The sequence below is a fragment of the Streptomyces sp. NPDC005774 genome (assembly GCF_042871645.1).
Lineage (GTDB): Bacteria > Actinomycetota > Actinomycetes > Streptomycetales > Streptomycetaceae > Streptomyces > Streptomyces pratens.
On record NZ_JBIAIV010000157.1, the window covers coordinates 1 to 1,101 of the forward strand.

The 1,101-nt window shown below is 68.9% G+C and carries 1 pseudogene; it reads right to left on the reverse strand.

Annotation, left to right across the window (positions count from 1 at the left end):
- Positions 1-23 precede the first annotated feature (23 nt).
- Positions 24-1,024, reverse strand: a pseudogene (locus ACFYQA_RS39585) (IS5 family transposase).
- Positions 1,025-1,101: the final 77 nt, after the last annotated feature.

Genomic DNA, 1,101 nt, shown 5'->3' on the forward strand with positions numbered 1-1,101 from the left:
CTAGGGCCTGTATTGAGTCGTGATCAATGAGTGGACCTCGCGAGGTCCTTGATCCAGATCATGGAGGCACGGAGGTGGAGTCCGGCTTGGTAGCTCTCGGGGGTCTTGTCGTAGCGGGTGGCGATGCCGCGCCACGCTTTCAGCCTGTTGATCAGGCGCTCGACGGTGTTGCGGCCCTTGTAGAGCTCGGCGTCGTGGCTGACGGGACGGCCGCCCCGGCGGCCCTTCTTCTTCCGGTTGGCGGCCTGGTCCCTCTTCTCCGGGATGACCGCCTTGATGTTGCGTTTACGCAGGTGGGCGCGGTTCTTGCGGGAGGAGTACGCCTTGTCCCCGGCGACCGCGTCGGGCCGGGTGCGGGGGCGGCCGACAGGGAGGCGGACACGGAGTTTGTCGAGCACGGGGATGAACTGGGGGCTGTCGGCGGCCTGTCCGGCGGTCAGGGTGAGGACGAGCGGGCGGCACTTGCGGTCGGCGGCGACGTGGACCTTGCTGGTCTGCCCGCCGCGCGAGCGGCCGAGCAGGGCGGCCTTCAGCCGGAGTTTGCGGCGTCGCCGGACGCGTCTGCGCTCGGCCCGTCCGGGATCGACTTCGGCCGCTTGTCCGGCTTGTTCCTCTTCGGTGCCCCCTTTGAGCGGGCCTTCTCCTCCTCGGCGGCCTTCTCCAGGGCGTCGAGCACCCCCGGCTTCAGCTGCATCCCGGCCGCGTCGTGGTGGGCGCGCACGGTGGTGGAGTCCACGCTGACCAGCGACAAGTCCACCTCGCCCCGCTTCGCCGCCTCGGCGATCATGCCCTCCAGCAGGGCCTCGAAGACCCCGGCGTCACGCCACTGCCTGAACCGGTTGTGCACGGTGGACCAGGCGCCGAACTCGGCCGGCACCTCCCGCCACTGCGCTCCGCTGCGGAACCGCCAGATCACGCCCTCGAACTGCTGCCGCAGCCGGGCGGGATACGGGCCGTACTCGCCGATGGGCAGGTACGGCTCGATGAACTCCCACTCTTCATCCGTCAGTTGCGCTCGCGTCATGCACTACGGACTACCTGATCCGCCCCCGATGAGGGGACGGAACTCGCAGATTGATCGCAACCGGATACAGGCCCTAG